This is a genomic window from Burkholderia sp. Ap-955 (genome assembly GCF_011753045.1).
Classification (GTDB): domain Bacteria; phylum Pseudomonadota; class Gammaproteobacteria; order Burkholderiales; family Burkholderiaceae; genus Burkholderia; species Burkholderia lata_D.
On sequence record NZ_VWWH01000166.1, the window covers coordinates 1 to 7626 of the forward strand.

At 68.7% G+C, this 7626-nt stretch carries 4 protein-coding genes and 2 pseudogenes; 2 read left to right on the forward strand and 4 right to left on the reverse strand.

Going from position 1 to position 7626, the window contains the following annotated elements:
- The 4 genes and pseudogenes from F3J15_RS38015 to F3J15_RS36520 form a co-directional block, all read right to left on the reverse strand.
- Positions 1-127: pseudogene (locus F3J15_RS38015) on the reverse strand (alginate export family protein); the annotation flags it as partial.
- Positions 108-2387: pseudogene (locus F3J15_RS36510) on the reverse strand (heavy metal translocating P-type ATPase); the annotation flags it as partial. The pseudogenes F3J15_RS38015 and F3J15_RS36510, both read right to left, overlap by 20 nt.
- Positions 2388-2602: 215 nt before the next feature.
- Entirely contained in the window at positions 2603-2926 is a 324-nt protein-coding gene (locus F3J15_RS36515; RefSeq protein ID WP_060074480.1) for a toxin-antitoxin system HicB family antitoxin, read from the reverse strand.
- On the reverse strand, positions 2923-3144 hold the full coding sequence (locus F3J15_RS36520; RefSeq protein WP_240159294.1) for a toxin HicA: 222 nt from the start codon (positions 3142-3144) through the stop codon (positions 2923-2925). Before F3J15_RS36520 ends, F3J15_RS36515 begins: the two co-directional genes overlap by 4 nt.
- A 369-nt stretch (positions 3145-3513) precedes the next feature.
- On the opposite strand from F3J15_RS36520, the gene F3J15_RS36525 reads away from it, so the two are divergent.
- Both F3J15_RS36525 and F3J15_RS36530 read left to right on the forward strand, forming a co-directional pair.
- Positions 3514-4941 (forward strand): DUF1254 domain-containing protein, encoded by a 1428-nt coding sequence (locus F3J15_RS36525; RefSeq protein ID WP_089448595.1) that lies wholly within the window; start codon positions 3514-3516, stop codon positions 4939-4941.
- A 148-nt stretch (positions 4942-5089) separates the two neighbouring features.
- Positions 5090-7626, forward strand: a 2537-nt coding sequence (locus F3J15_RS36530; RefSeq protein ID WP_166897544.1) for a DUF748 domain-containing protein, incomplete at its 3' end; no start/stop codon positions are given.

Consider the following 7626-nt stretch of genomic DNA (forward strand, 5'->3'; position numbering starts at 1 on the left):
AGCCGGCCAGCGTGAAGTAATAGCCGTTCGGAAACAGCGGGTTGAAGGTGCTCACACGGCCGTCGTGCGGATGCCGGTCGCCCGACGCCGCGTCGACCTGCAGCGCGATGCGCGGCGACCACGGCGCGCGCGAGCGGATGGTCGCTCTGGCGCTGCACCGTCGCCGCGAGCGCGAGCGCTTCGTCATGCGGCACGCCGACCGCTTCGAACGCCGTTACGGACGGCTTGCCTTCGGTCAGCGTGCCAGTCTTGTCGAACGCGATCACGGTCGCGCGCTGCGCGAGTTCGAGCGCCTGCGCATCCTTGATCAGCACGCCGTGCCGGGCCGCGACGCCCGTGCCGGCCATGATCGCGGCGGGCGTCGCGAGGCCGAGCGCGCACGGGCACGCGATGACGAGCACCGCGACCGCGTTGAGGATCGCGGTTTCCGTGCCGGCGCCGGCGATCAGCCAGCCGACCAGCGTCAGCAAGGCGATGCCGAGGATCGCCGGCACGAATACCTCGCTCACGCGATCGACGAGCCGCTGGATCGGCGCCTTCTCGGCCTGCGCGGATTCGACGAGGCGGATGATGCGTGCGAGCGTCGTCTCCGCGCCGATCGCGGTGGTTTCGACGACGAGCGCGCCTTCGCCGTTGATCGAGCCGGCCGTGACGGGGTCGCCGTCGTCCTTCGGCACGGGCAGGCTTTCGCCGGTGATCAGCGATTCGTCGATGTGCGAGCGGCCCGACACGATCCGGCCGTCGACGGGCACGCGCTCGCCGGGACGGATGCTGACGCGGGTGCCGACGCGTACCTGCGCCAGCGGCACGTCGCGCTCGACGCCGTGCTCGATGACGCGCGCGCGGTCGGGACGCAGTGCGTTCAGCGCGCGGATCGCATCGGTGGTCTGGCGCTTCGCGCGCGACTCGAGCCACTTGCCGAAGCGCACCAACGTGACGATGACGGCCGACGCCTCGAAATACAGGTGGCCGGGATGCAAGGGGTCGCGCAGCAGCATCCACAGGCTCAGCCCGTACGCGGCCGACGTGCCGAGCGCGACGAGCAGGTCCATGTTGCCGGTGCGCGCCTTCACCGCATGCCAGGCCGCACGATAGAAGCGCGCGCCATAGCCGAACTGGACGATCGATGCGAGCATGAGCTGGAGCCAGCCGGGCAGCATCAGGTCGATGCCGAACGGCGCGACGAGCATCGGTGCGACGAGGGGCGCGCTCAGCACGGCGGACCAGATCACGAGATCGCGTTCGCGAATCGCTTCGAGGTGCTTGCGGGCGTCGGGGTCTTGCGCGGGGCTGGTCGGTTGCGCGTCAGCCCCGGCGGTGGCACCGGCTGATGATGTGGCGGAGAGCGACGCGCGGTAGCCGGCTGTGGAGACGGCCGCGATCAGCGTGGCGGCATCGAGCGCGCCGGCGCCGTGCACCGACGCACGCTCGGTCGCGAGGTTGACGGAAGCGCGCGCGACGCCCGGCACGGCGGCCAGCGCCTTTTCGACGCGCGACACGCAGGACGCGCAAGTCATCCCGTCGATGTCGAGTTCAAGATCGGCGGGAGCGGTGGAGGCTGCCGGCGGGATCGCGGCGCCGGCCACCGGGGTCGCGCCATAGCCGGCTTGTTTCACGGCTTCGGCGAGCCGGGCGGCGGTCACGTCGGGCGCGGCGTCGACGGTAGCCCGTTCAGTCGCGAGGTTGACCGACGCGCGCGTGACGCCCGGCACCTTCGCCAGCGCCTTTTCGACGCGCGACACGCAGGACGCGCACGTCATCCCGCCGATGTCGAGTTCGATGCTGGCAGGCGCAGCAGGCGACGAAGGTGCGAACGCGGCGACGCCGGCATCCGTTACCGTCGGCGTCGCGCCGTAGCCGGCCTGCTTCACGGTGTCCACCAGTTGCGCGGCGGAAACGTTCGCCGCGGCATCGACGGTGGCGCGCTCGGTCGCGAGGTTGACCGACGCGCGCGTGACGCCCGGCACCTTCGCCAGCGCCTTTTCGACGCGCGATACGCACGACGCACAGGTCATTCCGTCGATATCGAGTTCGATGATGGTGCTGTCGGCCGGAAGCGGCTGGCGGGTAGTGGAAGCGGCTGCGGCCATCGGCGCGGGCGATGCTTCGGCAGGATGGGCATGCGGCGTCGTGGCGTCTTCGAGCAGCGGGCCGCGCACGGCGGCGCGGTAGCCGGCTGCGCCGACCGCCTCCAAGAGTTGTGCGGTTTCTACCGTTTCCTGCGCAGTCACGGTCGCCGTGTGCGTGTCGAGGTCAACAGCCGCCTCGACGACGCCCGGTACCGCGGCCAGCGCGCGTTGCACGCGGCCGGTACAGCCGCCGCAATGCATGCCGTCGATGCTCAGCTCGATCGTATGCAGCGCTGCGGAGGCAAGTGATTCAGTCATGTCGGATTCCCTGAATGCGCGGCTCATGCCGCCAATGATCCCAGTATCAACATTCCCATGATGGTAAGGTCAAGCGGTGCGCGATGCATGCGAGGCAAGGCGGGCGGATCGGCTCAAGGCCATCCCTGTTCACAGGGTGCCACGGCCCGGAAAAAGCGAACGCCCGGCTTCCGCGAGGAAAGCCGGGCGTCACGTGATTGCACGCAATCGCGTGGTTACGCGCAGAGCTTGGCGCTCGCGAGACGGTTCAGGCTGACGCCTTGTTCGGCGGCCTGGATCACCAGCGCGCGGTGGGCTTGCGGCGGGATGCGGACCTTGAATTCACCGCTGTAGGTTCGGTCGGCGATCGGTTCGGGCACCTTTTCGCCGTTCGCGGTCATGTCGCGCACGACATCGGCGACGAGCCGGCGGATGCCGGCCAGCGCGCCTTCCGGCGTCGCGTCGAGCCACGAAAGAGACGGGAACTCCGCGCACAGGCCGACGTGCTCCCCGTCCTCCGGGGACCACGTTACGCGGTACGTAAAGTGGTCTTGAGTCATGATTTCTGTTCCTTCAGTCGGTCGATCGCGTCGAGAACCTGCCGCACCTGATAGGCCTTGGCTTTCCCGCGATCGTTCTGGATATTCACTCGAGGATCGCCTTGCCACGGTGTCTTGAAAATGGCGTGGCTTGAACCGGATTGGCGGGCCTGGCCGAAGTGTGTCTCGCAGACCTTGAACAGATCGCTGAATCGCACATTCGCGGGCTCGCGCCTCATTTGCTCGAGGATCCTCCAATCGCTTACCATGCTGAATGGTGTCAATAGTGGCACCACTTGTCAATCCAGATGGCAACTCGATCGCCGCCGAGACCGATCCGAAGCCGGCCGAAACCGCCTCGATGCCGCCCCAATTGTCCTCAAGATCCGGCGAAACATTCGGGACCCGCTCGGTCCGCGGATACGCGGCACCCGCTAATCGGCATATTGGGGGATGCCCTGAGGCGCTATGATACCGGCCTGACATCAGCGCCCACCGTTATGAACCGTAGCGAGACGGTTGTCCGGGCAGGCTGGGGTGCCTTGCTTTCGCCATTCGCAAGTCGAACAAGGCGTTGACTGAAAAGAACGATATTCGGCCAGTAATCGATGATTGAAAACCAGCAGGAATCAGTTTCTCTGCGGCGCGCGTGCGCGTCGCTCGCCATCGCGGCGTTGCTAGCGGGGTGCGCGTCGCAACCGGACGCCATCCAGCGGAAGACCGGCTGGATGCGCGCGGAAGTCGCCGACTCCTACGTCTACGCGTATCCGCTCGTGCTGATGGACGTCGCGAAGGAAGCGGCGACGGGCGGCGACGGCGCGCAACCGGGGCAGGCGCCCCTCAACACGCTGCGCCATGCGCAGGCGCTGCCGCCCGTCGGCGCGGTCAACCCGCCGCTGCCGGGCGTCGACACGCTCGACTCGACCGGCTGGCTCGACGTCGCGACCGAACCCGTGATCGTCACGTTGCCCGACACGCGCGGCCGCTACTGGGATGCGCGCGCGCTCGACATGTGGACGAACGTGCTGTGGTCGTCGTCGAGCGTGGCCGCACGCGGCGGCGCGCGATCGCAAACGATTGCCTTTGCCGCGAAGGACTGGCAGGGCACGCTGCCGAAGGGCGCGGTCCGGATCGACGTCCCGTCGGCCAATGCGTGGCTCGAAGTCCGGCTGCAGACGAGCGGCGGGCGCGACCTCACGAACGTGAAGAAACTGCAGCGCGCGATTCGCGTGGTGCCGCTGTCCGTCTACACCGGCGCGGCGCGCGGCGCGTCGGTCGCGGTGCATGCGGGCAGCGCGCCGTCCGAAGCGGTGGGCGGCGGCACGCCAGCCGAGCAGGTGGCCGCACTCGATCCGAAGGCGTTCTTCACGCGCTTCGCGCAGGCGCTGCAGGACAACCCGGCGCCGGCCGACGATGCGCACGCACAGGAACTGCTCGGCGACATCGGCGTGTCGGCCGGCTACCCGGTGCTGTGGACGGGCGACCGCCTCACGGCCGCGACGGCCGGCGTCGCGGAGGCGCGCGCACGGCTCTCGACCCCGCCGTCGAACCTGCTGAACGCGAACGGCTGGAGCTGGATCGGCGATACGGCCGGCAAGTACGGTCAGGACTACACGCTGCGCGCGTACGCGGCCTACACGCAGTTCGGCACCGCGACGCGCGACGACGAAACGCTCGCGGTCGTCCGCGTCGACAGCGACGGCCATCCGCTGAACGGCGCGAACCGCTACGTGCTGCATTTCGCGCCGGGCGCGCTGCCGCCGGTGCGCGCATTCTGGACGCTGACACCCTATTCGACGAACGGCGCGCTGCCCGACGTCGGGTCGGCGCGTCGTTCGCTCGGCGATCGCGACCGCCTGCGCCGCAACCACGACGGCTCGATCGACATCGTCGTGTCGGCGTCGCCGGGCGGCACGCATGCGGCCAACTGGCTGCCGGCGCCGCGCGCCGATTTCGCACTCGCATTGCGCCTGTATGCGCCGAAGCCGCAGGCGAGCGACGGCTCGTGGATGCCGCCCGTCGTCGTCCGGAAATGAACGGATGTCCGGCGGCGCTGTCCGACCGGCGGGCGCGACGGCGCCCGAACCCCGTCCCGTCACCTCCTGAGCCTATACTTTCGGGATAGCGTGCGCGGCCGCCCGGTTGTCCGGCGCGGCCCAGCATTCCATCCCGAGGCATTCAAGCATGGCAAGCGCAGACAAAGAAACCTTACCCTCAACCCTCCATGCCCTCGGTGGCGTTGCACGCTCGCGCCGGGCCCGGCGCATCGGCATCGGCCTGCTGATCTTCATCATTTTATTCGGACTGCTCGGGTTCTTCGCGGCGCCGCCGTTGATCCGCCATATCGCCGAACAGCAGTTGAGCAAGCAACTCGACCGGCCCGCCACGATCCAGCGCATCGCGCTGAACCCCTACACGCTGAACCTCGAAGCCGACGGCATCCATCTCGGCGACAAAGGCGGCCAGGGCGACTTCATCGACATCGCGAAGCTCGTCGTGCGGCCGTCGTGGTCGTCGCTGTTCCGCGGCGCGCCGATCGTCAATGAAGTCCGCCTCGACTCGCCGCGTTTTCATATCGTCCGCTACGACGCGCAGCGCTTCAACTTCACCGACTTGATCGAGAAGTTCTCGACGCCGTCGCCGAAACCCGAAAGCAAGCCGACGCAGTTCTCGGTGTCGAACATCCAGGTCAACAACGGCCGGATCGATTTCGACGACCGCCTGCTGAACGAAAAGCACGTCGTCGACAACTGGACGCTCGGCATTCCGTACATCGCGACGCTGGCCTCGAAGACCGACATCTTCGTCGAGCCGAAGCTGCGCGCGCGGTTCGACGGCAGCCCGATCGCGATCGACGGCAAGACCAAGCCGTTCGCGCAGTCGCGCGAATCGGAGATCGCGCTGAAATTCGACGGCCTCGACGTGCCGAAGCTGATCTCGTACGTGCCGGCGAAGCTGCCGGTGGCCGTGACGAGCGGCCTGCTGAGCAGCGACCTCGCGGTCAATTTCGTGATGAGCGGCGAGACGCCCGCGCTGCGCGTGTCGGGCACCGTCGACCTGAAGGATGCGAAGGTGACCGACCACGCGTCCGCGCCGCTGTTCGCCGCGCGCGGCGTGCACGTCGCGGCGGCCCGCCTCGAGCCGCTGCGCAACGCAATGCACTTCGACGAGATCCGGATCGACCAGCCGGTGGTCGACCTGTCGCGCGACAAGCAGGGCGTGCTGAACGTCGAGAAGCTCGCCGCGCATCCGGCCGCTGCATCGAAGGCCGCCGAAGGCAAGCCGGCGGCGTCGGGCGCCGCGGCCGCTTCCGCCGCTGCCGCAGCCGCCGCCAGCGGCGCGAAGGTCGAAACCGCAACGAAGGAAGCGCCACCGCTCGACCTGACGATCCGCCATTTCGCGATCGACGGCGGCACGGTCAACGTCGACGACCGCGTGCCGGCGACACCGACCGCGCTGTCGCTCACGAAGCTCGCCGCGACGCTCGACGGCTTCTCGATGCAGGGCAAGACGCCCGCGAAATACACGCTGTCGACGTCGCTGTCGCGCGGCGGCGACATGACGGCCGAAGGCGCATTCAATCTCGCGGAGAAGCGGGTCGAGAGCAAGCTGACGGTCGCCGCACTCGCGCTGCCGGCGCTGCAGCCGTACCTCGGCGAGGCGACGCGTGCGCGCGTGCTCGACGGCACGCTCGGTGCGACCGTCAACGCGAAGGCCGACTGGGGCAAGACGCCGCTCGCCGCGCAGGTTGCCGACAGCACGGTCAGCCTGAAGTCGCTGAAGATCGCGACGCCCGACGCGAAGGCGCCCGCGATCGTGCTGCCCGACGCGAGCGCGAAGATCGCGAAGGTCGACGTGGCCACGCGCATCGCGGAAATCGCAAGCGTCGACGTCAGCGGGCTCGCGCTCGACGTGCAGCGCCTGAAGGACGGCAAGATCGACCTCGCGGCGCTGGCCGAACCCGCGCAGGCGTCGGTGCCGAAGCGCACGGTCGCGCGCAAGGCCGAGGCCGCCGCGCCGTCGTGGCACTACCGGATCGACGCGCTGAACGTGAGGGATTCTTCCGCGAACTTCACTGACCTGTCGACGCCGCGCTCGGTGAAGCTGGCGATCAAGCCGCTGGACCTGTCGGTGCAGAAGATCAGCGACGACATGACCAAGCCGCTGCCCGTGCAACTGAAGGCGACGCTGAACCGCAAGGGTTCGCTGAACGTGACGGGCGACGTGACCGCGCAGCCGCTGAAGCTCGGCCTGAAGATCAACGGCAACCGTCTCGACGCGGCCGCGTTCGAACCGTACTTCGGCAGCGCGCTGAACGCGACGATCGCCAGTGCGCTGCTCAACGCGCAGGGCAACCTGACGTTCGCACAGGTGAAGGACGCGCCGCGCGCGACCTATCGCGGCGATGTCGCGCTCGTCGACGTGCGGATGCTCGACAAGGCGACCTCCGACCCGTTCGCGGGCTGGCGCTCGCTCGCGCTGACGAACCTGAAGGCGAACTACGACGAGAAGGGCACCGACGTCGATGCCGCACGCGTGACGTTCTCGAACTTCTATGGCCGCGTGCTGCTCGACGCGCAGGGGCGTTTGAACCTGAAGGACGTGGTCGCGAAGGAAACGGGCCCCGCGCAGTCGCTCACGCGTGACGCGAGCAAGGGCGAGCCGGTGCCGCTGTCGCCGGGCATGACGCCGCCGGCCGCCGCCCAGGCCGCGTCGGCCAG